The organism is Mesorhizobium sp. M1163, from assembly GCF_040318415.1.
Classification (GTDB): domain Bacteria; phylum Pseudomonadota; class Alphaproteobacteria; order Rhizobiales; family Rhizobiaceae; genus Mesorhizobium.
This window is the reverse complement of sequence record NZ_JAMYMF010000001.1, coordinates 73,550-97,138: the sequence shown is the minus strand read 5'-3', so window position 1 is coordinate 97,138 and position 23,589 is coordinate 73,550. Positions and strand designations below refer to the sequence as shown.

The 23,589-nt window shown below is 63.4% G+C and carries 17 protein-coding genes; 8 read left to right on the top strand and 9 right to left on the bottom strand.

What is annotated here, in order from left to right; translation table 11 throughout:
* Positions 1 to 110: 110 nt before the first annotated feature.
* The 7 genes from NKH43_RS00410 to mtnK all read right to left on the bottom strand — a co-directional run bounded on the left by NKH43_RS00410 (position 111) and on the right by mtnK (position 8,272).
* Positions 111 to 2,420: a xanthine dehydrogenase family protein molybdopterin-binding subunit gene (locus NKH43_RS00410; protein WP_352856064.1), complete on the bottom strand. Its 2,310-nt coding sequence runs from the start codon at positions 2,418 to 2,420 to the stop codon at positions 111 to 113.
* Positions 2,421 to 2,518: 98 nt separating this feature from the next.
* Positions 2,519 to 2,989: a nuclear transport factor 2 family protein gene (locus tag NKH43_RS00405; protein ID WP_352856061.1), complete on the bottom strand. Its 471-nt coding sequence runs from the start codon at positions 2,987 to 2,989 to the stop codon at positions 2,519 to 2,521.
* Positions 2,990 to 3,060: 71 nt separating this feature from the next.
* A complete protein-coding gene (locus tag NKH43_RS00400) occupies positions 3,061 to 4,047 on the bottom strand; it encodes an FAD binding domain-containing protein (protein ID WP_352856058.1) in 987 nt (328 codons plus the stop codon).
* Between the two features lie 3 nt (positions 4,048 to 4,050).
* On the bottom strand, positions 4,051 to 4,710 hold the full coding sequence (locus NKH43_RS00395) for a 2Fe-2S iron-sulfur cluster-binding protein (RefSeq protein ID WP_352856055.1): 660 nt from the start codon (positions 4,708 to 4,710) through the stop codon (positions 4,051 to 4,053).
* A gap of 131 nt (positions 4,711 to 4,841) precedes the next feature.
* Entirely contained in the window at positions 4,842 to 5,726 is an 885-nt protein-coding gene (locus NKH43_RS00390) for a helix-turn-helix domain-containing protein (RefSeq protein ID WP_352482884.1), read from the bottom strand.
* A 183-nt stretch (positions 5,727 to 5,909) separates the two neighbouring features.
* Positions 5,910 to 7,004, bottom strand: a complete 1,095-nt coding sequence (gene mtnA, locus NKH43_RS00385; RefSeq protein WP_352856051.1) for an S-methyl-5-thioribose-1-phosphate isomerase — start codon at positions 7,002 to 7,004, stop codon at positions 5,910 to 5,912.
* Positions 7,001 to 8,272, bottom strand: coding sequence for an S-methyl-5-thioribose kinase (gene mtnK, locus NKH43_RS00380; RefSeq protein ID WP_352856048.1), 1,272 nt, complete (start codon positions 8,270 to 8,272; stop codon positions 7,001 to 7,003). The genes mtnA and mtnK overlap by 4 nt, the downstream gene beginning before the upstream one ends.
* Before the next feature lie 135 nt (positions 8,273 to 8,407).
* Here mtnK and NKH43_RS00375 point away from each other — a divergent pair, with 135 nt between their 5' ends.
* The 4 genes from NKH43_RS00375 to NKH43_RS00360 all read left to right on the top strand — a co-directional run bounded on the left by NKH43_RS00375 (position 8,408) and on the right by NKH43_RS00360 (position 13,093).
* Complete coding sequence (locus NKH43_RS00375; RefSeq protein WP_023716745.1) at positions 8,408 to 9,919, top strand: sugar ABC transporter ATP-binding protein; 1,512 nt, start codon at positions 8,408 to 8,410, stop codon at positions 9,917 to 9,919.
* Positions 9,920 to 10,002: 83 nt separating this feature from the next.
* Entirely contained in the window at positions 10,003 to 10,998 is a 996-nt protein-coding gene (locus tag NKH43_RS00370) for an ABC transporter permease (RefSeq protein ID WP_352856046.1), read from the top strand.
* Between the two features lie 46 nt (positions 10,999 to 11,044).
* The gene (locus NKH43_RS00365; RefSeq protein WP_352482691.1) at positions 11,045 to 12,100 is read left to right on the top strand and encodes a substrate-binding domain-containing protein; all 1,056 of its coding nucleotides are present in this window, start codon (positions 11,045 to 11,047) and stop codon (positions 12,098 to 12,100) included.
* Between the two features lie 147 nt (positions 12,101 to 12,247).
* Positions 12,248 to 13,093 (top strand): acyl-CoA thioester hydrolase/BAAT C-terminal domain-containing protein, encoded by an 846-nt coding sequence (locus NKH43_RS00360; RefSeq protein WP_352482690.1) that lies wholly within the window; start codon positions 12,248 to 12,250, stop codon positions 13,091 to 13,093.
* 73 nt (positions 13,094 to 13,166) lie between these two features.
* Here the strand turns inward: NKH43_RS00360 and NKH43_RS00355 are convergent, their stop codons facing one another.
* On the bottom strand, positions 13,167 to 15,221 hold the full coding sequence (locus NKH43_RS00355) for a bifunctional aldolase/short-chain dehydrogenase (protein ID WP_352856042.1): 2,055 nt from the start codon (positions 15,219 to 15,221) through the stop codon (positions 13,167 to 13,169).
* Positions 15,222 to 15,306: 85 nt separating this feature from the next.
* Positions 15,307 to 16,272, bottom strand: a complete 966-nt coding sequence (locus NKH43_RS00350) for a sugar-binding transcriptional regulator (RefSeq protein ID WP_352482687.1) — start codon at positions 16,270 to 16,272, stop codon at positions 15,307 to 15,309.
* 191 nt (positions 16,273 to 16,463) lie between these two features.
* Between NKH43_RS00350 and NKH43_RS00345 the strand changes: the two genes are divergently transcribed.
* The 4 genes from NKH43_RS00345 (at position 16,464) to NKH43_RS00330 (ending at position 23,520) form a co-directional block, all read left to right on the top strand.
* A complete protein-coding gene (locus tag NKH43_RS00345; RefSeq protein ID WP_352856039.1) occupies positions 16,464 to 18,104 on the top strand; it encodes an acyl-CoA synthetase in 1,641 nt (546 codons plus the stop codon).
* 250 nt (positions 18,105 to 18,354) lie between these two features.
* Complete coding sequence (locus tag NKH43_RS00340) at positions 18,355 to 18,963, top strand: TetR/AcrR family transcriptional regulator (RefSeq protein WP_023716752.1); 609 nt, start codon at positions 18,355 to 18,357, stop codon at positions 18,961 to 18,963.
* 62 nt (positions 18,964 to 19,025) lie between these two features.
* Positions 19,026 to 20,177, top strand: a complete 1,152-nt coding sequence (locus NKH43_RS00335; protein WP_023716753.1) for an efflux RND transporter periplasmic adaptor subunit — start codon at positions 19,026 to 19,028, stop codon at positions 20,175 to 20,177.
* A gap of 208 nt (positions 20,178 to 20,385) precedes the next feature.
* Positions 20,386 to 23,520 carry an efflux RND transporter permease subunit gene (locus NKH43_RS00330; protein ID WP_352856037.1) on the top strand — a complete coding sequence of 1,045 codons (3,135 nt, stop codon included), beginning with the start codon at positions 20,386 to 20,388 and terminating at the stop codon, positions 23,518 to 23,520.
* Positions 23,521 to 23,589: the final 69 nt, after the last annotated feature.

The following is a 23,589-nucleotide window of genomic DNA, read 5'->3' as shown; positions in this document are numbered from 1 at the left end:
GACCGGATAGCGCTGTCAACCACCGACGTCGTCGCCGATGGCGCAGAAATGGCCATCCGGTCCGACTTGGTCACCCTTGAGGGCGAGGGAGGCGCTGATAAGTTGCAGCATCAAATGGCGATCACGGGCAAGGCAGGCAGCACCTTGTCCAAGGTGATGGGAAATTCACGCACACGCACTCCGGTCGCGTTGTAGACGGCGTTGGCGACAGCAGCCCCCGCACCGCAGACGCCGAGCTCGCCGAGGCCCTTCGCGCCAAGCGGATTGGCCTTGTCGTCGTCTTCCTCGAGGAAGACGACTTCCATCTCGGGGACGTCGCCATTGACCGGCACATGATACTCGGCAAGATCGTGATTGACGAAGTGGCCGTAGCGCGGGTCGAGCACCGTCTGCTCCATCAGCGCCGCACCGATCCCCCAGGTCATGCCGCCGATGATTTGCGAACGCGCGGTCTTGGCGTTGAGGATACGGCCCGCGCCGATCACTGCCAGCATCCGGCGCATGCGGATTTCACCGGTATCGCAATCGACAGCGACCTCGGCGAAATGCGCTCCGTACGAATGCTGCGAATAAGTCTTGTATGACTGGGTGGTGGCGCCTGCGGCTACGGAGCCTTCGGCCTCGAACCCGTCGGGAGCGATCCCTCGGATGAGATCGGCCAGGCTCGCCGACCGCTGGCCGATCCTGACTTCGCTGTCGGCAAATCTTGCCTCGGTGGTGTTCGCGCCGCGCAACGGCGAGGCCTCGCTCGACTGCGCCGCGTCCAGGATCCGTTCCTTGAGGGCGTTGCACGCATTATACAGGGCCGAACCCGCGCTTGCTGCGCCCCAGGACCCGCCGGAGCCGGCGGTACGCGGGAAACGGCTGTCGCCGAGCTCCACCTTGACAGACGAGATCGGCACGCCGAGGCTCTCGGCGGCAATCTGGGTCAGGATCGTATAGGTGCCGGTCCCAATATCGGTCATGTCGAGCCGCGCCGTCACCCGACCGTCCCGGTCGATCGCAACTCGCGCCGTCGCCGCGCCGATGTAGTTCGGACGGATCGCCGCCGCCATGCCGTAGCCGATGAGCTTCCGGCCCTCCCGGGTTCGGCCCGGTGTCGGGTTTCTCCGCTTCCAACCGAAACGGCGGGCGCCTTCCTCCATGCAGGCGACGAGATTGCGGGTGGAGAACGGCACTCCGCGCTCGGGATCCTGAGCCGGTTCGTTGCGGATCCTGAGTTCGATCGGGTCCAGGCCGACCTGCTCGGCGAGTTCATCCATGGCGCATTCGAAAGCCAGCATGCCGGGCGCTTCGCCGGGCGAGCGCATCCATTCGCCGCGGTTGATGTCCAGCGGAACCAGGCGATGGCGGGTGAGACGGTTCGGCGCCGCATAGAGCGAGCGCGCAAAAACTGCCGTTTGTTCGCAGTACTCCTCGAAGCTGGACGTCGCGGACCAGACATCGTGCGCGATCCCGGTGAGCCGCCCGTCAGTGTCCGCGCCGAGACGTACCTGTTGGACCATCTCTGCGCGATGACCGGCATTGGCGAACATCTGTTGCCGCGTCAGCGCGATCTTCACGGGGCGATGCAGGGCCTGCGCTGCAAGCGCGGCCAGGATCGTATCGGAATGGGCAATCAGCTTGGAGCCGAAGCCGCCGCCGATGAAGGGGCTCACGATGCGCACACGCTCGGGCGGAATGCGAAGCGTGCTGGCGACCCCCGCCCGGAAGTTCGCGAGGGTCTGCGCCGATGTACGGATCGTCAGCTCGTTGCCTGACCAGGCGGCGAGCGTCGCATGCGGCTCCATCGGATTGTGATGTTCGAAGGGGGTCCCGTAAGTGGCATCGATCTTGATCGGCGCCGTCGCAAAGGCGCGCTCGAAGTCGCCGACCACGCTGTCGGTCTCGAAGCCGGCATTGGTCCGCTTTGGCGCGTAGGAGTCGGCGATATGTCCCGGTAGATCGTAGAGGCCCGGCTCCTCGTCGTAGCGTACTCTGATGAGGCCCGCAGCAGCGCGTGCCGCCTCGAATGTCTCCGCAACGACCAGCGCGACCGGCTCGTCGTAATACCGCACCCGATCGCTGTTGAGCGCAGGCCGGGCGCGGGTGAAGACCTCCGGCACCGTCGGCGTGACCGCCGGGCCGAAGTCCGGCTGGGCCGGCGCATTGCGGTGCGTCATGACGAGCAGCACTGCCGGCGCCCGTTCGGCTTCGGTCGTGTCGATCTCGGCGATGCGGCCCTTGGCGACGGCGGCGCCGAGAATGTAGCCATAGGCTGTACCATCCAGCTCATTCTCGTAAGCGTATGTGGCGCCGCCCGTCACTTTGAGCGGACCGTCGATGCGGTCGATCGGCCTCCCGATGATGCCAGCACCGGGACGCGGTTTCACTCTTGAATGGGTGGCGGAGCCGGGCAGTCCGGGTATGGTCTCGTTCATAAGTCACCTAAAGATTTTCATTTGGAGTTCGGAAGCATCGAGGCCGCGACGACGCCTCTTTCCTCGCACCTTCATGTTCGTCGCGCAGCGGCCGGAGCTCACGCGGCGATCTCGCCGAAATACTCGCGAAACTCGACCAGCTTCCCTGTCGGGCCGGCGCGCATGAAGATCGCATGCAGGCCAGTGTAGGGCGCGCCGCTGATTGTCCCGCTCCCGCGATCGCAGACGATGACCCAGTCGGCGGCGAAGAGCTTGAGATCGACGGTCGATTTCGTGATCCTGTTTCCTTGCGCTTGATGCGCGGCGGTCCAGGCTGCGAGTGCTGGCTTGCCTTCTGGCGGTCCGTGTCGGCCTCGTTGCTCGCCGGCAGGGAATTGGAAGGTCATCGTCTCATCGCAACAATCAAGGAATGCCGTCCAGTCGCCGGAGGCCCAGCCGGCAAAGAAGGCGTCGACGGCGGCCTCGAGCACGTGACGAGCTCCCGGGTCGGATGTGGCGCCCCAAGCTGCGGCGGCAGAAACAAAAAGGCCGCCACCCGCGGCGGCAACGGCGCGTCGCGTGAGTTTCATATCGATCTCCTGCTCGTCGCCTGCATCTGGGAACCGCTGTTCGGGGTCGTCGTCTCTGTCATCGTGTCGCCTCACGCACTCTCGACGGCAGCAGCGAGTGTGTGCCGCACCGTTCGTTTCGCCAGCGGGATCTTGAAGTCATTGGCGCCATGCCCAACGGCTCCGGCGAGCGCGGCTTCGGCAGCGTCGGTAAAGGTATCGTCGGACGCCGCTGCGCCTGCCAGCCCGCGCTCCGCCTCCGTCGCGCGCCAGGGTTTCGCTGCCACGCCGCCCATGGCGATCCGAGCGCTTCGGATACGATCGTCGCTTTTTTCGACGATTGCTGCCACCGACACCAGCGCGAAGGCGTAGGAAGCTCGGTCGCGCACTTTGCGGTAAAGCTGCCGGCCGGGTGGTGGCGGCGGCAGGGTAACCGCGACGACCATTTCGCCGTGGCCGAGCACGGTCTCCACATGGGGCATCGTCTCGGGCAATCGATGGAAATCGCCGATCGGGATCGTGCGGGTCTCGCCGCCGGGCGAAACGGTCTCGATCCTGGCGTCGAGCCCGGACATGGCGACCGCCATGTCCGAAGGATGGACCGCGATGCAGGCTTCGCTCGCGCCCAGTACAGCGTGCATGCGGTTGAAGCCTTGAAGCGCCGCGCAGCCCGAACCCGGCTGGCGCTTGTTGCAGGGCATGTTGCGGTCGTAGAAGTAGGGGCAGCGCGTGCGTTGCAGGAGATTGCCGCTGGTCGAGGCCTTGTTGCGTATCTGGCCGGACGCTCCCGCCAGCAGCGCCTGCGTGAGCATCGGGTAGCGCGACCTCACCCGCGGGTCGGCGGCGAGATCGCTGTTGCGGACCTGGGCTCCGACCCGAAGCCCGCCTGCCGCCGTCTCCTCGATCCGATCAAGCGGCAGCCGGCTGATGTCGACGAGATGCGCTGGGCGCTCGATCTCGAGCTTCATCAGGTCGAGCAGGTTGGTGCCGCCGCTAATGAACTTGGCGTCCGGCCGCGCCGCAACCGCGGCCGCTGCCTGCTCGGCATTTGCGGCACGTTCATAAGTGAAGAACTGCATTGCTCATGCCTCCTCTGCCGCGTCGCGGATTGCTGCGACAATGTTCGGATAGGCGGCACAACGGCAGATGTTGCCGCTCATCCGCTCGCGGATCTCGGCATCGCTGAGAGCGACGGAAGCCGCTGCCAGGTCGGCGCTCGCATGGCTCGGCCAGCCGGCCTTGGCTTCGCCCAGCATGCCCACTGCCGAGCAGATCTGGCCCGGCGTGCAGTAGCCGCACTGGAAACCATCACGGGCGACGAAGGCGGCCTGTACCGGATGCAGCCGGTCACCCTCGGCAAGGCCCTCGACCGTGGTGATCTCGTCGCCATCATGCATTGCGGCAAGCGTCAGGCAGGAATTGATCCGGCGTCCATCGACAAGCACCGTGCATGCGCCACACTGGCCGTGATCGCAGCCCTTCTTCGAGCCGGTGAGGCCGAGATGGTTGCGCAGGGCATCGAGCAGCGTCGTCCGCGGGTCGAGTTCGACGGCAAGGTCCTTCGCGTTGATCCGCAACGATATCGGCATCGTCGGTACCGGCGTGCCAGATGCCGTCGCCGTGACGGTGTCGGCCGGCTCGGCGCCGACCGGTATCCCGGTAGCCAGGAGCACCCCGGTCGCCACCCCGCCCTCCAACACGGTTCGACGCGTTGGCCCCCTCCTGTTGTCTGTTTTGGCCATGCAAGATCTCCCAGTCGCAATGAAGGACGCAGACGGCAATTTGACCCCGACAGCGGACCCTCGGGTTCGGTCATCGACACTGGAGGTGGGGGCGCACGCAGCGGCTTTCTTTCAAGAAACCGGCGGCACTATCAGGATTCTGGAGAAGAATTCACCCGATAGGCACGAGGCGTCATGCCCCTGAGACGCCGGAACGTCGTGGTGAAGTGGCTCTGGCTTGAAAAGCCGAGCCGAAAGGCAATGGTACTGATCGACAAACCCGTTTCGCGCAACAGTGCCTCCGCTCGCCGCACCCGTTCCTCGATTACATAGGCATAGGGGGCAAGACCGGTCGTCGCCTTGAAGCGCCGCGCAAAACTGTCGACGGCCAAGTCGGCGACAGCTGCAAGCTCGCTTAGCGAAATGTCGGAATTCATACGTGCATCGATATAATCCCGAACTCGACCAAGTGCTCGGCGGCTGAGACAGCCGTGACGTACGAGCGGCTGTTGCTCCCGGCTCAGGTTGGCCACGCGGAGGCTGACGAGGGCCACCAGATGCTCGACATAGGCAGTGTCCGGCTTGTGACCGAGGGCCATCTCGTCGCGAAGCGAACTCAGCAGCGTGGCGACGACCGCGTCCTTCTTGTTTACCAGTATCGGCAGGTTCCTCAGGCGTTCGCATCCGGGAAGCCCGATATCGGGATCGATCCACAGGGCTGAATATGAGAGGTTTACATCGCGATAGAAGCCCTGTCGCTCCGCGCCTGCCGGGACGAAGGTGAGGGCTCCGGGACGATCCATTCCGTCGTAGAGGGATCTTGCCTCGTGCCGGATAGACGTATGGGACGTGCCGCCTTCTTCGGTCAGCACGATCAGATGATGAGGGGCTGTCCAGCGGAGCTCCGCCTCCCGGCACGCCCACCGCCGGTTGTCGAAAACGATCGAGGAGCTGACCCATGACGCGGTTTGCAGGGGCTCCGACTTTTCCTCCTGGCTCCGAACCCGTCCGTCACCAAGCAGCGGTCTGAATGACATCGCGGCATCCCGCTGGTTCACTCGCCGAGCCGTGGTCAGCCCCGGCTTGAGCGTTGCGCCGCCCCGCCGCTACGCATACGACCGTCCATCTGGGACAGGCAACGGACCTTTTTAACCGCGCCGTGTTCAAGAAATCGTGAGATCAGGCAAAATCCAGCGCGCCTCCTGGCACTCCAAAGCGGATCATCCGCGCTCGGGAAACATCGCCTTCAGGCCTTCGCGCGAGGCCGTGGCGACGCCGCGTTCGGTGATCAAGCCGGTGACCAGCCGCGCCGGCGTCACGTCGAAGGCGGGGTTGGCCGCCGGCGTGGCTTCCGGCGACACGCGGACCTGGGCAATCTCGCCGGAAGCGGTCTTGCCCCAGACCAGCGAGACCTCGTCGGGCGAACGCTGCTCGATCGGGATTTCGGCCAACCCGTCGCCCACCGTCCAGTCGATCGTCGGCGACGGCAGCGCGACATAGAACGGCACGTCGTTGTCGGCGGCGGCCAGTGCCTTGAGATAGGTACCGATCTTGTTGCAGACATCGCCGTCGGCGGTGGTCCTGTCGGTGCCGACGACGACCATGTCGACCTGGCCGCGCTGCATCAGATGGCCGCCGGCATTGTCGACGATCAGCGTGTGCGGCACGCCGTGGCCGGCCATCTCCCAGGCGGTCAATTGGGCGCCCTGGTTGCGCGGTCGCGTTTCGTCGACATAGACGTGGACTGGAATGCCGGCTTCCGTCGCCAGATAGATCGGCGCGGTGGCGGTGCCGTAGTCGACGGTGGCCAGCCAGCCGGCGTTGCAGTGGGTCAGGATATTGACCGGTTCGCCCAGCTGCTTGCGCGCCGCGATCGTCTTGATGATTTCGAGCCCATGGGCGCCGATGGCGCGGTTGAGGCCGACATCCTCGTCGGCGATCTTGCCGGCACGCCGATAGGCGGCTGCGGCACGTTCTGCCAGGGGAAGCGCCAACAGGAAGCGCTGCATTTCATTCAGCGCCCACCGCAAATTGATCGCCGTCGGGCGCGTTTCGTGCAGGGTTGCCCAGACGGCGTCGAGCGCCGCATCCGACGGATCGTCGGCCATCTGCATGGCGACGCCATAGGCGGCGGTGACGCCGATCAGCGGCGCCCCGCGCACCCACATGTCGCGGATTGCCGTGGCGATGCCGGCGACGGTATCGATCTTTTCGATGCGGAAATCATGCGGCAGCCAGCGCTGGTCAATGATCTCCACGGAACGCCCGTCGTCACTCGGCCAGATGGTGCGGTAGTGGCGGTCACCGACGTTCAAATCCTGCTCTCCCGTTCGATCAGCGCGGCCAACTGGTTGACCTCGTCGATGCTGTGGATCTGGCGCCGGTTGACGGCGAGGTGACGGCCGAATTTCAGCGCCTTTGCCTCACATCTGGCGCGCAGATCCTGATCGGCAATGGTCTCGAAATCGGCATTGTGGGCAAGTCCGAGAATTCGCCGGTGAACCTCGACGCCGGCAAAGCCGAGCAGATCGGTCCAGATCGAATGCAGCATGTGGTCGAGCGCCTGCTCGGCGCCAAGACTGTCGCCCTGATCCTCGAACAGGCTCTTCTGGTAGAGTATGCCGGTGCGCTCGGTTCGCCACAGATGCGAGAACTCGGCGCGGAATACCGACCATGTCTCGACCGTGACGTCGAGCAGATAGGCGCGCATGGCGTCGCGCTTGCCATTCTGCTCATGGCCGCGCTGCGAGAAGAACGCCATCCAGAAATTGGCGAGCAGCATGCCAACATCGAAGGCGATCGGACCGTAGAAGGCGAATTCGGGGTCGATCATCCGCGTTTCGGTGTCGGTGACCATGATCGAGCCGGAATGCAGGTCGCCATGCAGCAGCGTCTCGGCATTGGCGGCGAAGAGGTGCTTCATCCGCTGCGCCTCGACCTTGAGGTCGCGGTCGGCGCGCAGTTCGGCGACAATGCCATCGAGCTGCGGGCTGGTGTGCCGGTTCATCTTGGCATCGAAATACGGGTCCGAGAAAACCAGGTTCTCGGTGATGTCGCAGAGTTCGACATTGTCGGCGAACAGCGCCAGATCGGCCTTGCGGTCCTTGGTCGCCATATGCAGGTCGGAGCCGCGAAACAGCGTGCGGGCCATGAACAGGCCGATGTCTTTCGCGATGTTGGGCAGTTGCCGGCCCTCGATCAGCGCCCGCCGCAGGATAATGTGCGGCGACAGATATTCCATGATGATCAGCGCCTGGCCTTCGTCGAAGTGATAGATATCAGGCACGGAACCCGGCGCCCGCGCCTGTTGCCGCGTCAGCGCATGATATTCGAAAAAGGAGCGTTTCAACGGCAGCGGCCAGCTGTCGCCGACCAGCCGGACGTAGGGCAGGGCCTGCTTGACCACGGCCGCACCCTCAGCACCCTCGACAATGAACACCAGGTTCAGATTGCCGTCGCCGACTTCACGGACCTTCCAGCGGCTCGTATCCTTGCCGATCTGCGAACACAGAGCCCCGTTGGCACGGAGACGGCCCGCCAGTGTCTCGACCGACAGTGCTTCGAACGGCGATTTCCCAGTCATCCTCACCTCCCGCTTATGTGCTCCGATGATAGCGGAGCCATGGCGGTCGGGCCAAGCTAGGAAGCCCGCTAGCAATTGTCAATCGTGTTGACAATTGCCGATATAGCCCATAGCGTCACGGTCAGGGAGGAACGAATGGGCAATGATGCCGTGTTCCGCGTCGACGGCCTGAGGAAATCCTTTGGCCATATCGAGGTGCTTGGCGGCGTCTCGCTCGAATTGCATGCCGGCGAAGTCACCGTGCTGATGGGTGCCAACGGCGCCGGCAAATCCACCCTCGTCAAGATCATCAGCGGCGTCTACGACCATGGCGGCGGCTCGATGTCGCTTGTCGGTCAGGACTTTGCGCCGAAAACGCCGGCCGAGGCGATCTGCGCCGGCGTCGTCACCGTCCACCAGAACATCAATGACGGCGTCGTCGCCGACCTCGACGTCGCAACCAACCTCACGCTCGACAGGCTGAGCGGCAGCGGCGTGCCGACGCTGTTCAATCCAGGCCGGGTGCGCCGTGAGGCCAAGGCGGTTGCCGACCGCATGGGGCTGGCCATCGACCTCAAGGCCCGCATCAGTGACCTCTCGCTGGCCGATCGTCAGATGGTGGCGATCGCCCGCGCCATGGCGCACCGGCCGAAAGTGCTGATCCTCGACGAGCCGACCTCCTCGCTGTCCAGTGCCGAAGCCGACCGGCTGTTCGCATTGCTCGACCGGCTTCGCCAGCAAGGCGTGGCCATTCTCTATATTTCGCACCGTATGTCTGACATCAGACGGCTTGCCGACCGCATCATTTCGATGCGCGACGGGGTCATCTCAGGTATCTTCGACAGGAAGCCGCTGGACTATGAAGGTGCGGTCAACGCCATGCTCGGCCGCAAGATCCAACTCGAGCGGATCGTCGCCAGGAATTCGGCCAAATCAATTTTTATTGCCGACGGCTTGCGGATTGCCGAAGGCGCCAGGCCGATTTCGCTGACGCTCGGCGACGGCGAGGTCGTCGCCATCACCGGCCTCGTCGGCGTCGGCAAGACCGCGCTCGCCGAGACGCTGTTCGGCTTGCGCCAGCCGCTGTCCGGGACCATGGTGCTGAACGGGAAACCCTATGCTCCGGCGTCGACGGGCGAAGCGATTGCCGCCGGCGTGTTTCTCGTCGCCAAGGACCGGGGCGAAAACGGCATCGTCGGCGACTTCAACATCCAGGAAAATATCAGCCTGCCGTTCCACAGGCGAATGTCGCGTCTCGGCGTCCTCAAGCGCCGCATCGAACGCGCCATTGCCCGCCAGCAGATCCAGGAGTTGGGCATCGTCTGCCGCTCGGAGAAGGACGAGATGTCGTCGCTTTCCGGCGGCAATCAGCAGAAGGTGATGGTCGCCCGCTGGATATCGCAGACCGCAAGGCTTTTCATCCTCGACGAGCCATTTCAGGGCGTCGACATTTCGGCCAGGCGCGATATCGCCGCCAAGCTGCGGGCCAGCGCCAGCGGCCGCGCGACGCTGCTGTTCGTCACCGAACTCGACGAAGCCCTGGAGACGGCCGATCGCATTCTGGTGATGTCGGAGCAGACGATCGTCGGCGAGCACCGCAACACCGATGTCGATCTCGAGCGGCTGCTGGCCGAAGTGGCGGGCGGGCCGTTGCACAGCGCAGCCTGACGGCAGGAAGACGATGAGAATTGGAATGGAGAGGGCATGAGTTCAGGTTGGGTAAAGACAGTGCCAGCGTGCGGGAGCGCTGAATGATCCTGCGCGACAATGCCATCCGCTACGGCTTCATCGTCCTGTTGTTCGGTCTGATCGCCTATTTCGCCATTGCCGCCGATGGCTTCGTCTCGCCGCAAAGCGCCGTCTTCATCTTCCAGTCGGTCGCCATCACCGGCGTTCTGGCGCTCGGCGTCACCGCCACGCTGGTCGTCGGTGGCTTCGACCTGTCGATCGGTTCGGTCGCCACCAGCGCCATGATGGCGGCTGCCTATGTCATGGTGGTGCTGGAACAGAACGCCGTCGTGGCGGTCGTCGCCTGTCTTGTGATCGGCGCCGTTGTCGGCCTCATCAATGGCTGGCTGATCGTCCATATGCGGGTGCCGGACCTTTTGGCGACGCTCGGCATGATGTTCCTGCTCGTCGGCCTGCAGCGCATCCCTACCGAGGGCCGTTCGATCGCCACCGGCATGACCATGCCCGACGGCTCGGTCGCCAACGGCAGCTTCGGCGCCGCGTTCCTGGCGCTTGGCCGCCATCGCTTCGATTTCTTCATCCCGAACCTCATTCCGGTGTCGGTCGTCGTCCTGCTCGTGCTGGCGGTGCTGATCTGGTTCTTTCTCGAATACACCCGTTTCGGCCGCATGATGTACGCCGTCGGCAGCAACGAGCGCGCTGCCGAACTCGCCGGCGCGCCTGTCAAGGCATACAAAATCTGGGCCTACGTTATTTCTGGGGTTTTTGCCTCGATCGGCGGCATTTTGCTTGCCGCCCGGCTTGGACGCGGCGACATCGCCTCGGGTAATAATCTGTTGCTCGACGCGGTGGCTGCGGCACTCATCGGTTACGCGGTTCTCGGCGCCGCCAAACCGAACGCCTTCGGCACGGCCGTCGGCGCGGTGTTTGTCGGCGTGCTGCTGCAGGGCCTGACGATGATGAACGCGCCTTACTACACGCAGGATTTCGTCAAGGGCGTGGTTCTCGTGGTCGCCCTTGTCTTCACCTTCGCCCTGTCCGGCAGGGGCAGGAGATAGGGTTCGACCGGGTCACATTTTGGGTTCAACAAGTGGAGGAAACGACGTGAACATCACAAGAAGACTTTTGGGGAAAGCAGCGCTCGGGCTTGCCGGCGCAACATTGCTGATGCAGTTGCCGGCAATTGCGCAGGACAGGCCGGCGCCGTTCGACAAGCCGGGTGCCGTCAAGATCGCGCTGGTCCGCTATCTCTCGACCGGCGACTTCTTCCAGGCCTATCTCTCCGGCGTTGAGGCGCAGGCCAAGGCGCTCGGCGTCGACCTGCGCGTGCTCGACAGCCGTCAGGACGCGGCGCTTCAGGCGGACATGGTCGACCAGGCCATCGCGCTCGGCGTCCAGGGCATCATCATCCAGCACGGATTGACGGAATCGATGAAGGACGCCGCCCAGCGTGCCGTCGATGCCGGCATCAAGGTCGTCGCCTTCGACGTCAATGTCGAAAACCCCAAGATCCCGCAGATCGAACAGTCCGACCGCGACCTCGCGCGCCTGGCGCTCGAACAGGCGGTCAAAGACAATGGCGAGAGCTGGAAGGCCGGCTATGTCTATGTCGCCGGCATCGCCCCGCTCGATCGCCGCAACGAGACCTGGGTCGAATTCAAGAAGAAATATTCGGGCATCAACGAAGCCGCCATGTTCGGCACGCTCGACAATCCGATCGCCAATTCGGTTGCCAACCAGGCTCGCTCGGTGTTGTCGGCTCATCCCGACATCAAGGTGATGTTCGCGCCCTATGACGAATTCGCCAAGGGTGTAAAGATCGCCGTCGACGAGGCCGGGCTGAACAAGGATATCAAGATCTATTCGGCCGACATATCGACCTCCGACATCGCCGCGATGCGCGAGCCCGACAGCGCCTGGGCGGCAACCGCCGCCACCAACCCGGCCGTCGTCGGTCAGGTCTCCGTGCGTGCGCTGGCGCAGCTCTTGGCCGGCGAAGACCCCGGCCATAACGTCATTGTGCCACCGACGCTGATCACCCAGAAGGACCTGCTCGACAAGGAGATCAAGAACATGGAGGACCTCTCGGCCAAGCTGCCGCAATTCGCCCATGCCGATGTCGCCATGCCGGCCTGGATGCCGAACCCGAACGCGAAGTAACTTTCGACACGAGCAAAACAATAGCCGCCTGCAGCAGCTTGCTGCAGGTGGCTTTTTTGTCGAAGATGTCTGGCGCCGGGCTGCCGAATTTCAATTGTCGCAGTCTCCGGTTTTGCATGCCGATTGAAATCAGGATTCAGCGGGTACATGGAGGTGCGGGCGGTAGTAGAGGAAAGTCTTGCCGGCGCCGTCGCTGGAACATTTTTTCGACGCTCGCAGGCCACCACGGGCGTTGTGGTGTTGGGTGGATCGAGTGGTCGTGTTGATGTCGGGCGCGCGCGGCTTTTTACAGATGCCGGTACGTCGGCCTTGGCGTTGCAGTGGTTTGGCGGCGAGGGCCAGATTCCGGGAATATGTGAAATTCCCCTGGAAACGTTCTTTGCAGCAACAGACTATCTCATTGAAACAGGGTGCCGTCGCATCGTTTATGTCGGCACATCCAAAGGTGCCGAGGCCTCATTGCTTGCCGCGGTCCATGACCAGCGAATCAACGCGGTGGTCGCGATCAGCCCGTCATCGGTAGTTTGGGGGAATATCGGTGCGGGCCGGGATGGTGCCAGTTGGCCTGAACGATCCTCATGGTCGCTCAACGGTATCGCGCTGCCGTTTGTGCCGGCAGATCCAGATTGGACACGAGAGTATGTGGATGGCCTGGTATCTTACAGGGGGCTTTTCGAATGCTGTTTGAAAACCTTCAAGAGCGAAGCGAATGCGGCGACCATCCCCGTTGAGACCATATCGGCCGAGCTTCTGCTTGTCGCCGGTGGCAACGATGCGCTGTGGCCTTCCCTATCGTTCGCCCGAGATATTATTAGGCGGCGCGGCGAAGCAGGTAAGGTCACTCATCTCATTTCGTCGCCGGATGCGGGACACCGCATTCTGTTGCCAGGCGAGAGCACACCACGCTCGACATTGCACGCACATGGAGGCAATGACGAGGCCGATTCAAAGCTGGGCAGAAAGGCTTGGGAAGGCATCCGAGGCCTGCTGTAGTAGCAGTTCGAGAATGCCTTCCATGGCCGTGTCGCAAAATTCCGAGTTGCGTGCCTGTCTCGGCCGGTTCCGCCTACCGCAGCGCCGCCGCGATGTTGCCGCCGTCGACCGTCGTCACATCGGCTGTGGTCCGATCGGCCAGCGCTTGATGCAGAAAGGCCTGGGCGACGTCTTCGGCCGTCACTTCCTGCCCGAGCAGGTTGCCGGACATGTACTCCTTCTCCGATACGCCGCGCGCGCCCGAGCGGCTGGCGATCATGGCGTCGGTCAACAGCCCCGAACGGATGCGGTCGGCGTTGACGGCATTGGAGCGGATGCCTTGCGCGCCGTAGTCGAGCGCATATTGCCTGGACATGAACAGCGTTGCCGCCTTCGGGATGCCGTAAGCGCCGAACTTCGGTCCCGGATTGATCGCCTGCTTGGAGGCATTGAACAACAGCACGCCGCCGGTGCCCTGTTCGAGCATGATGCGCACGGCATTCTGCGCCGCCGACTGGTGGGCGAAGAAATTGAGTTCGAAACTTTTGCGCAAAGTGGCGTCGTCGAGCTCGCCGATCCGGCCCTCCCAGGCTGCGCCCGCATTGGAGACGAGAATGTCGAGGCCGCCGAAGACGGCGACGGCTTTGTCGAACGCAGCGCGCATCTGCTCCGGATCGGTGATGTCGGCGCCAATGCCGATCGAACCGTTACCGGCTTTTTTGGCGGCCTCGGCAGCTCTTGACCCGTCGACATCGACGACCACCGCATGGGCACCGTTGTCGGCGAATAGCTTTGCCGTGGCAGCACCGATCGCGCCGGCGCCGCCGGTGACCAGTACCACCTGGCCGGTCAGCGGCTTCGGCTTGTTGGCGGCGAGTTTGGCCTGTTCCAGCGACCAGTATTCGAGCGGGAACAGATCGGCTTTGGAGAGCGGGCGGAAATCGCCGACGGCTTCGGCGCCGCGTACCGCCTCGATCCACATTTCGCCGACGTCGGAGGCGATCTTCGCGTCCTTGAGCGCGCGGCCGTGGCCGAACATGCCGAGGCCGGGCACCAGCGTCAGCCGTGGCATCGTGTCGAGCATGGTGCGCTTCACGTCGTCGAGCGCATCGTTGGTTTCGAAATAGGCGCGATAGTCCTTGGCGAATTTTTCGACATGCTGGCGGATGACGGATTTGTAGTCGCCGACATTGTCCGCGTCGGGCGCCGGCAGTGCCATCGGTCCGGTCTTGATGCGGATCGACAGGTCGGGCGTCGACACGCCGCGTCCGGCATAGTCGGCAATTCTAGCCGAATTGATGAAATCGACGATCGCATCCGAGGTGCGGAAATCGCTGACCATGCGGTCGAAGCGGCCTTCGCCGCGTGCCACCGCCACCGCGCCGCGCAGCATCGGCGCAATGTCCGCGGGCTTGGCCAATCTGGCCGGCAAGGCCGCTTTTTCGGTGCGCGGCTTGCCGTGGCTGGCGATGAAATCCTCGGCGGCGTTCACATAATGGATCATCCGGTCATAGGCCTGCCTGGCATCGTCGCCGAAGGTGAAAATGCCGTGCTTGTCGAGGATCAGGCCTTCGACCGTCGGGTCGGCGTCGAAAACATCGGCGGCAGCCTTCGCCAGATCGAAGCCCGGCATGATGTAAGGCACGAACCCCATTTTCTCGCCGAACACTTTTCTGCTCAGCGCCTCGCTGTCCTCCTGGTCGACGATGGCCAGGATTGCGGTCGAATGCGTGTGGTCAACGAATTTGTGCGGCAGGAAGGCGTGCAGCAGCGTCTCGACCGAAGGGTTGGGCGAGGACGGATCGATCAGGTTCGCCCGCTGCAGCGCGACCATGTCCTCGTCGGAGAGCTTCTTGAGCGACCGCGCCTTCAACAGCGCGCCGAGCTTGACCGCCGGCAGGCCCTGCGGCTCGATGACGCCCATGTCCCAGCCGCTGCCCTTGACGCAGAGCACGTCCCATTCGTCGCCGACAAGATCGGTGGCCTTGGTCTTGCACGAGGTGTTGCCGCCGCCATGCAGGACGAGCCGCGGCTCGCCGCCCAGCAGCCTGGTCGTATAGACGCGCAGCGCCAGGTCGCGGGCCACACCCTTCTTTGCATAGTCGGCGACCAGCTTCTCCGCGTCGCCGTCATTCCACAGGTTCTTCATGTCAGCTTCGTCCGATTTCTCTTTTGTTGTGAACAGGAATGCCGCGACGCCCTGATGACAATGCGTCGGCGACTGAAACTAGGTATCAGGCGACCTTTTCTGCTACTGCTCCGGCATGGTCGAGCAGCCGTCGCGCCATGCGCGCGCCGACGACGAGATGGGTGCAGAGCCCGCCGGCGATCGCCGCGACGAGCGGTTCGAACTTGCTCTCTTCCTGCACCACCACAAGGCGCTTTTCGATCTGGCGCAGCGATGACAGCTCTGCCGAAATCAGCCGGCGGTTGTAGCTGCAGTCGAGCGCCTGGCCTTCGGTATCGATGATCTGCCCGGCAATGACGCCGGCTGCACCCGCCTTGCGCAATGCAGCCATTTCGCTTGGCGTCAGCGCGCCGCATTTGACCAGATGGCTGTCGGTATCCACCGAGCCAACCGAGTATAGCGCCAGGTCGCAGTCACCGATACCCGACAACTGCTCGCGGATCACCGGTTCGGCGCGCAGGCCGCGTGCCAGTTCTTCCGTCGTCAGCACCAGCGGCGCGTAAAAATTCAGCCCCTTGGCATTGAGCCGGCGCGCGATTTCCATGGTGCATTGGTCCGGCCGGTACGAATAGGGTGCTCCCAGATTGCCGCAGAGCTGCACCACCGTCACGTCCTGCAGGTCGGCATAGGACATGATGTCGGCGATCGTGTAGATGGTCCGCCCCCAGGCGACGCCGATACGGTCGCCCTTCCTGACCAACTCAAGAAAGACGCTTGCCGCCAGCACCGCGATGTCGGTCGACGGATCGGCGACATAGCCGTTTTCCGGCGCGATCCAGACCGCGTCGAGCTTAAGCGCGTCTTCCAGCTTGCGTGCCAGCACGTCGTCGGTGAAAAGCTGGGTCGAGGTGGAGATGTTGACGATGCCGGTCTCGCGCGCCTTGCGCAGATACATGGCCACCGAGGCACGGGAAATCTTGAGTTGGCTGGCCACCTGGTCCTGGCGCAGGCCGTGTGCATAGTAAAGCCAGGCGGCCTTGTGGATAAGCTGTTCTGCCGGTCGGATCGCCATACCATCTCCTCCCTGACATTAGTCACGGCTCTCGACAAAAGTCAAATTGGGCGCGGGCAGGTAATGCTCTTGCGCCCGTCGAATCGAGATCGTCATTGTTGTTCCAAATGCGGTCTGTCGTGGCATCGTTGGTGGTGACGGGCCGGAAGCCGGTAGCTAAAGTTCTCGACGAACACATTGCGGAGGACGGGATGGGCAATCCCTATGAACAGGACCTCGACCGGAACCCGGCCAACCACCAGCCGCTGACGCCGCTGACCTATTTTGAACGGGCGGCAAAAACCTTTCCCGACCAGACCGCCATCATCCATGGCCGCCAGCGCACGACCTATCGCGATTTCTGGAAGCGCTCGCTGAGGCTTGCCTCGGCGCTGGCGAAGCGCGGCATCGGCAGGGGCGACACCGTTACCGTCATGCTGTCCAACACGCCGCCGATGCTGGAAGCGCATTTCGGCGTGCCGATGACCAAGGCGGTGCTGCATTCGCTCAACACCCGCCTCGACGCCGCGGTCATTGCCTTCCAGCTCGAGCATGCCGAAACCAAGGTGCTGATCGTCGACCGCGAATTCGCCGGCGTGGTTCGACAAGCGCTGACGCTGGCCAAGGTCAAGCCGCTGGTGATCGACTACGACGATCCCGATTACGCCGCCGACGCGCCCTATGCCAAGGGCCTGCGGATCGGCACGCTCGACTACGAGGCGTTTGTCGCCGGCGGCGACGAGGATTTCGCCTGGTCGATGCCGGACGACGAATGGGACGCCATATCGCTCAACTACACCTCCGGCACGACAGGCAATCCGAAGGGCGTCGTCTGCCACCACCGCGGCGCGGCACTGATGGCCTATTCCAACACCATCCATGCCGGGATGGGCAAACACCCGGTCTATCTGTGGACGTTGCCGATGTTCCACTGCAACGGCTGGTGCTTTCCCTGGACGCTTGCCGTACAGGCCGGCACCCATGTCTGCCTGCGCTGGGTGCGGCCGAAGCCGATCTATGACGCCATCGCCGATCACGGCGTCACCCATCTCTGCGGTGCGCCGATCGTCATGTCGGTGCTGATCAACGCCAGGGACGAGGACAAGCGGCAGTTTCCGCAGACCGTCACCTTCAACACCGCCGCGGCGCCGCCGCCTGAGGCGGTGCTGTCGGGCATGGCCGATGCGGGTTTTGCCGTCACCCATCTCTACGGCCTGACCGAAACCTACGGCCCGGCCGTCGTCAACGAATGGCATGGCGAGTGGGACCGGCTTGCGAAGGGGGCGAGGGCGGCGAAGAAGGCCAGGCAAGGCGTGCGCTATGCCGCGCTCGAAGGTCTGACCGTGATGGACCCGCAGACGATGCAAGAGATGCCGGCCGACGGTGAGACGATCGGCGAGGTGATGTTCCGCGGCAACATCGTCATGAAAGGCTATCTCAAGAACCGCAAGGCGAGCGACGAGGCCTTTGCCGGCGGCTGGTTCCATTCGGGCGACCTCGGCGTCATGCATCCGGACGGCTACATCCAACTCAAGGACCGTTCCAAGGACATCATCATCTCCGGCGGCGAGAATATTTCCTCGATCGAGGTCGAGGAGGCGCTCTACAAGCACCCCGCCGTTGCTTCCTGTGGCGTTGTCGCCCGATCCGACGACAAATGGGGCGAGGTGCCGGTCGCCTATGTCGAGTTGAAGCCGGGCAAGGCGGCGACCGAGGCCGAAATCATTGAGCACTGCCGCGCGCTGCTCGCCCGCTTCAAGGTGCCGAAAGCGGTGATCTTTGCAGAAATCCCTAAGACTTCGACGGGCAAGATCCAGAAGTTCCGGCTGCGGGAGATGGCGAAGCAGCCTTAGCGCCTGACCCGAAAACGGAACCGATTTCGGGAAGCATCATTTCAAAATCCTGTGCGTTCAAAAAGACGCGCGGTGTTGCAGGCGCGCCCGGCGGGAACCACATGCGCTTCATGGGCCAACTCCGTCCAGAGATGTCACCATCTGTCATCAGCAGCGTCAGCTGGCCGAAATCATGTCTTGACAGGTGATGGTTTTCAATTTACGAGTGACGAAATTCTAAATTCGTCAGTCGTAAATTTTGGCCAACGAGATGCTTGAAACCTTAGACACCACCGCCGATTCCGCCCGCCAGGAAAATGTCACGCGCATCCTGGATTGCGCGGAGCGATTGTTCCGCCACTACGGCTACGGCAAGACCAACGTCGCCGACATAGCGCGCGAACTTGGCATGTCGACCGCCAACATCTATCGCTTCTTCGCCTCCAAGGTGGAAATTCACCAGGCGGTTTGCGGCCGTATGCTCGCCACCTGCTACCGGTTGACCTACGAAGCCTGCCATGGTCCCGGCACCGCCAGCGAGAAGCTCCGCCGCTATGTGCATACGCACTATCAGTGGACGCTCGAGACCATGATCGACCAGGAGAAAGTGCACGAGATGGTCATCGTCGCCATCGAACGCGATTGGCATGTCATCGAAAAGCACATCGACAGCATCCACGAATTGGTCGCGGAAGTGATCCGCGAGGGCATCGCCACCGGCGAGTTCGTCGATCAGGATCCGGTGATCGCGTCCAGGTGTTTCGGCGCTGCTATTATCAGCCTCTGTCATCCGCAGATGATGGCCCAATGCCTCGCCAAGAAGAACCGGGCGACGCCGGACGAGCTTACCGAGTTTGCCATCAGAGCCTTGAAGAAATGACCGTTGCCGCCCGTCGGGCGGTGATGTCGGCAATTCATCCCCACAGTTCGGGAGTACGAAAAGTGTCTTTGTCCAAGTCCATCACCTACAGGCTACCGGCCGCCGGCCTGGCACTGATTGTCGTTGCCGCTCTCGGCCTCGCCGGCTGCTCGCAGGAGAAAGCCGAGGTCAAGGAGATCATCCGCCCGGTCAAGGTGGTCGAGATCGCCAAGGCGAGCGATACCCGTCAGCTCTCCTATTCCGGATCGGTGCGCGCCCGCACCGAGATGAATCTCGGCTTTCGCATCAACGGCAAGATCACCGAGCGCCTTGTCGACATCGGTGACCGCGTCAAGCCCGGCGACGTTCTCGCCCGCATCGATCCCACCGACTACGAGCTTTCGGTGAGAAGCGCCCAGGCCAGCCTCGATGCCGCCGACCGTCAGGTCGAGACAGTCGAGCTTACGCGCAAGCGCGCCGAACAGCTCTACGCCAAGAATTTCGCACCGAAGTCGCAGCTCGAGCAGGCGACGCTCAGTTACAATCAGGCGGTCGCCACGCGCGACTCCGCCCGCTCGCAGCTTGCCCAGGCACAGAACCAGGTCCGCTATACCGATCTCAAGGCGGACAAGAATGGCATCGTCACCGCCGTTGCCGCCGATGTCGGCCAGGTGGTCGGCTCAGGCACGCCGGTGGTGACCGTTGCCATCGACGGCGAGAAGGAAGTCCTGATCGCTGTTCCCGAAACCGATATCGCCGAGTTCAAGCCGGGCAAGACCGTCAAGGCGGGTTTCTGGTCCGATGAGGCGCTGACGCTCGAAGGCAAGGTCCGCGAAGTCGCCGGCAGCGCCGATCCGCAGTCGCGCACCTTTGCCGTTCGCGTCAGCCTGCCCAACGATCCGAACGTGCTGCTTGGCATGACGGCCTCCATCGAAGCCGCGGCGGGCAACCGGCAGCAGCTGGTGTCGATCCCGCTGAGCGCATTGGCACAAAAGGACAGCCAATCGATCGTCTGGACCGTCGACCGCAGTGGCGGTACCGTTCATGCGCATCCGGTCAAGGTCGCCGCCTTCACGCCTGACGGCGTCAGTGTCGCCGACGGGCTGAAGCCGGGCGATGTGGTCGTCGCTGCCGGCACGCAGTTCATGACCGAGAATCTGAAAGTCAAGCTTACCGGTGATGCAGCACAACAGTCGGCCTCGGCCGATGATGACGCCGCAAGGCGCTTGCGCTGACGGCCAGGCAATTCACGGTTTCCGGGCGGCAGGCGCCCCCGATTTTCGAGATCTCAGGTCGATGTAACCCCCACATCGATCCTCGTGTCCCACCGCGATGTAGATCTCTCAACTCGGAAAGCCTCGCCGCTCGGAAGCCCACATCGGAAGTTCCTTGGGCATGCGAAAGCGCGTGCTCTGTTGATCAAATTGAAACGGACTGACGCCGATGACCACCGACACCACTGAAAAGCGGTCTTTCAATCTTTCGCGCTGGGCAATCGGCCATCCGAGCATTGCCCGCTTCCTGTTCGGGCTTATCATCGTCGCCGGTGCGCTCGGCCTGATGCGCATGGGCCAGAAGGAAGATCCCGATTTCACCTTCCGCGTCATGGTCGTCCAGGCGATCTGGCCGGGCTCCTCGATCAAGGAGATGGAGGACCAGGTCGTCAACAAGATCGAGCGCAAGCTGCAGGAAACGCCGCATCTCGATTTCGTCCGCTCCTACACCCGCGCCGGCAGCGCCATCATCACCTTGCAGGTCAAGGGCGACACCAGTCCCGCGCAGGTCGCGGATGCGTTCTATCAGGTGCGCAAGAAGGTCGGCGATATCTCGAATGAACTGCCGCAGGGCTTGCTCGGGCCCTACTTCAACGACGAATTCGGCGACACATTCATCACCCTGCATTCGATCAGCGGCGATGGCTACGGCTATCCCGAGCTGAAGAAATTCGCCATCCAGGCACGCGACATGCTGCTGACGACGCCCGGCGTCGAGAAAGCCGTGATCATCGGCGACCAGCCGGAAAAGCTCTACATCGACGTTTCATCCAAGGTGCTTGCCGAACGCGGCCTGACGCTGACCGACCTGCAGAATGCGATCAGGGGCCAGAACAATGTCGACCCGGCAGGTTCGGTCGACACCGGCCAGCGTTCGGTGCGCATCTCGGTCGAAGGCGACGTGGCCAGGGCGGCCGACATTCGCGAGCTTCGGCTGCGGGCCGGCAACCAGGTGACGCGCCTCGGCGACATCGCCACCGTGACCTCCGGCCTCGAGGACCCTTATCAGCGCAAATACCGCTTCAACGGCCATGACAGCGTCCAGCTCGGCGTCGTCATGGCCAAGGGCTTCAACGTCACCGACGTCGGCAAGGACGTCGAAGCGACCTACAAGCGCTTCGAGGAGGCGCTGCCCTATGGCGTGTCGGTGGACCAGGTCTCCGACCAGCCGGAAGTCGTCAAGGATGCGGTGGCCGAGTTCATGGAAGCGCTCGGTGAAGCGCTGCTGATCGTGCTTGTCGTCTCGTTCCTGTCGATCGGCTGGCGTTCGGGTCTGGTGATCGCGATCGTCATTCCGCTGGTCCTGGCCGCCACCTTCGCCATCATGTACGAGCTCGGCATCGACCTGCAGCGCATCTCGCTCGGCGCGCTGATCATCGCCCTTGGCCTCTTGGTCGACGACGCGATGATCGTCGTCGAAATGATGGAGCGAAAGCTCGAGGAAGGCTTGGTCAAGGTCGAGGCGGCGAGCTTCGCCTATTCCTCGACCGCCTTCCCGATGCTGACCGGCACGCTGATCACCACGGCCGGCTTCATCCCCGTCGGTTTCGCCGCCTCGACGGCCGGCGAATATGTGCGCACCCTGTTCTACGTCGTCGGTATCGCGCTGGTCGTGTCCTGGTTCGCGGCGGTCTATTTCACGCCATGGCTCGGCCACATGATCCTGAAGCAGCGCAAGCACGCCGGCAGCCATCACGATGTCTTCGACACGGGCTTCTACCGTCGCCTTCGCTCGACCGTGACCTGGGCCGTGCGCCATCGCATCATCGTGCTGGTGATGACGATGATGACCTTTGCCACCAGCCTGTGGGCGTTCCAGTTCATCCCGCAGAATTTCTTCCCGCAATCGTCGCGCCCGGAAATCCTTGTCGACCTCTGGCTGCCGGAAGGCACCAGCATCAAGGAAGTCGAGACACAGGCCAAGGCGCTCGAAGCCAGGATGATGGACGACAAGGACAAGCGCTTCATCGCCACCTATATCGGCGAAGGCGCGCCGCGTTTCTTCCTGCCGCTCGACCAGCAGCTTCGCAATCCGAATTTCGCCCAGCTTCTGGTGATGGCCAATGACGAACCGGCCCGCGAGCGGCTGATTGTCAAGCTGCGCACCATCCTGGCCGAGGATTTCCCGTCGATCCGCGCCAAGGTCGACCGCCTGTTCCTTGGTCCGCCGACCGGCTGGCCGGTGCAGATGCGCGTCATGGGTCCGGATCGCCAGGAGGTGCGCCGCATCGCCCACGAGGTGAAGGCGAAGTTCCAGGCAAATCCGCTGCTCGGCGCCATCCACGACGACTGGCTGGAGCCGGTGCCGGCGATGAAGCTGGTGATCGACCAGGATCGCGCCCGTGCGCTCGGCGTCACCTCGCAGCGCATCCGCCAGATGCTGCAGGCGACCATGTCGGGAGCGCCGCTCGATGACTTCCGCGACGGCGAGGAGACGGTTTCGATCGTCGCCCGCGAACCGGAGGCAAGCCGTCACCTGCTGTCGGCGGTCGATTCCGTCTATATCCCGACGGATTTCGGTGGCTCCGTGCCGCTGTCGCAGGTCGCCAAGATTGTCCCGGTGCTGGAGCAAGGCGTCGAATGGCGGCGCGACCGCTTGCCGACCATCAGCGTACGCGCCACGCTGCCGGATGGCGTGCAGCCGAACGATGTCGCCATGAAAATGTATGGCGAGATGTCGGGCCTGCGCGCCGGCCTCGCACCCGGCTACAAGATCGAGATCCAGGGCGGCGCCGAGGATGCGGCCGAAAGCCAGGCCTCGATTGCGGCGAAAGCTCCAGTCATGCTGGCGGTCATCGTCGTGCTGCTGATGATCCAGCTGCAGCATTTCGGGAAGGCGATGCTGGTGCTGGCGACCGGTCCGCTCGGCATCATCGGTGCGGCGGCGGCACTTTTGATCAGCGGTGCGCCGTTCGGCTTCGTCGCCATCCTCGGTGTTATCGCCCTGCTCGGCATCATCATGCGAAACTCGATCATCCTGGTCGATCAGATCGACCAGGACATCGCCGCCGGCGTGGAGCGCTCCGAGGCCATCATCGGCTCGGCCGTTCGCCGGTTCCGGCCGATCGTGCTGACGGCGCTGACGGCGGTGCTGGCGCTGATCCCGATCTCGCGTGGCGTCTTCTGGGGGCCGCTCGCCTATGCCATGATGGGCGGCATCCTGGTCGCCACGGTGCTGACCATCCTTGTCCTGCCGGCAGCCTACGCGCTGTTCTTCGGCCGGGAGCCCAAGAAGGTGGTGGAGCAGCCGGCCGAGACGGAAGAAAAGAACGAAAGGCCGCAACTGGCCCTGGCGGCCGAATAGAGCTGTTGGCAAATGTGACCTCCGGCGGTTTAATCCGCCCACCAGGCGTAGGTGCCGGAGGAGGACCGT

Coding starts and splice junctions, on each gene's coding strand:
- NKH43_RS00400 (WP_352856058.1), bottom strand. CDS start 4,047: ATGCAGTTCTTCACTTATGAACGTGCCGCAAATGCCGAGCAGGCAGCG.
- NKH43_RS00410 (WP_352856064.1), bottom strand. CDS start 2,420: ATGAACGAGACCATACCCGGACTGCCCGGCTCCGCCACCCATTCAAGA.
- NKH43_RS00375 (WP_023716745.1), top strand. CDS start 8,408: ATGGGCAATGATGCCGTGTTCCGCGTCGACGGCCTGAGGAAATCCTTT.
- NKH43_RS00395 (WP_352856055.1), bottom strand. CDS start 4,710: ATGGCCAAAACAGACAACAGGAGGGGGCCAACGCGTCGAACCGTGTTG.
- NKH43_RS00390 (WP_352482884.1), bottom strand. CDS start 5,726: ATGTCATTCAGACCGCTGCTTGGTGACGGACGGGTTCGGAGCCAGGAG.
- NKH43_RS00350 (WP_352482687.1), bottom strand. CDS start 16,272: ATGGCGATCCGACCGGCAGAACAGCTTATCCACAAGGCCGCCTGGCTT.
- NKH43_RS00405 (WP_352856061.1), bottom strand. CDS start 2,989: ATGAAACTCACGCGACGCGCCGTTGCCGCCGCGGGTGGCGGCCTTTTT.
- NKH43_RS00355 (WP_352856042.1), bottom strand. CDS start 15,221: ATGAAGAACCTGTGGAATGACGGCGACGCGGAGAAGCTGGTCGCCGAC.
- NKH43_RS00340 (WP_023716752.1), top strand. CDS start 18,355: ATGCTTGAAACCTTAGACACCACCGCCGATTCCGCCCGCCAGGAAAAT.
- NKH43_RS00345 (WP_352856039.1), top strand. CDS start 16,464: ATGGGCAATCCCTATGAACAGGACCTCGACCGGAACCCGGCCAACCAC.
- NKH43_RS00360 (WP_352482690.1), top strand. CDS start 12,248: ATGGAGGTGCGGGCGGTAGTAGAGGAAAGTCTTGCCGGCGCCGTCGCT.
- NKH43_RS00370 (WP_352856046.1), top strand. CDS start 10,003: ATGATCCTGCGCGACAATGCCATCCGCTACGGCTTCATCGTCCTGTTG.
- NKH43_RS00330 (WP_352856037.1), top strand. CDS start 20,386: ATGACCACCGACACCACTGAAAAGCGGTCTTTCAATCTTTCGCGCTGG.
- mtnK (WP_352856048.1), bottom strand. CDS start 8,272: ATGACTGGGAAATCGCCGTTCGAAGCACTGTCGGTCGAGACACTGGCG.